Below are 1,007 nucleotides of genomic sequence, written 5' to 3'. Positions count from 1 at the left end.
CCGTTCAGCCTGAAGGTGCTGTTGGAGAATCTGCTGCGGACCGAGGACGGGGCGAATATCACCGCCGATCATGTGCGGGCCCTGGCCGGGTGGAATCCGGAGGCGGAGCCGGATACGGAGATCCAGTTCACTCCGGCCCGGGTGATCATGCAGGACTTCACCGGGGTCCCGTGCGTGGTGGACCTGGCGACGATGCGTGAGGCGGTGGCCGAGCTCGGCGGGGATCCGAAGAAGGTGAACCCGTTGGCGCCGGCGGAGATGGTGATCGATCATTCGGTGCAGATCGATGTGTTCGGCAATGCCGGGGCGCTGGAGCGGAACATGGAGATCGAGTACCAGCGCAATGGGGAGCGCTACCAGTTCCTGCGCTGGGGCCAGACCGCGTTCGATGATTTCAAGGTCGTGCCCCCGGGGATGGGGATCGTGCACCAGGTGAACCTTGAGTATCTGGCCCGCACCGTGATGACCCGCGAGGTGACCGGGGCCGACGGGGGACCGGTGTTGCGGGCGTATCCGGATACCTGTGTGGGCACCGATTCGCACACCACCATGGTCAACGGGCTGGGGGTGCTGGGCTGGGGGGTCGGCGGGATCGAGGCCGAGGCGGCGATGCTGGGCCAGCCGGTGTCGATGCTGATTCCGCGGGTGGTCGGGTTCCGGCTCTCGGGGTCGATTCCGGCCGGGGCCACGGCCACCGATGTGGTGCTGACGATCACCGAGATGCTGCGCCGGCACGGGGTGGTGGGGAAGTTCGTGGAGTTCTACGGCGAGGGCGTGGCCGAGGTGCCGTTGGCGAACCGGGCCACGATCGGGAACATGAGCCCGGAGTTCGGTTCGACCGCGGCGATGTTCCCCATCGATGAGGTGACCCTTGAATATCTGCGCCTGACCGGGCGCCCGGCCGAGAACGTGGCCCTGGTGGAGGCCTACGCCAAGGAACAGGGCCTGTGGCACGACCCGTCCACCGAGATCCGGTTCTCCGAATACCTCGAACTCGACCTCTCCAC

1 protein-coding gene is annotated in these 1,007 nt (G+C 66.7%); it reads left to right on the top strand.

Annotated features, from left to right (window positions below; translation table 11 throughout):
* Window positions 1–1,007 (top strand): aconitase family protein (locus tag I6N91_RS16970; RefSeq protein WP_269823118.1); only part of this gene is annotated, 1,007 nt, incomplete at both ends.

Source organism: Arthrobacter sp. MSA 4-2, assembly GCF_016405885.1.
In the GTDB taxonomy this organism is placed as follows: Bacteria; Actinomycetota; Actinomycetes; order Actinomycetales; family Micrococcaceae; genus Arthrobacter_D.
Note: the sequence above shows the minus strand (reverse complement) of the source record. Positions and strands in the feature narration are given on the sequence as shown.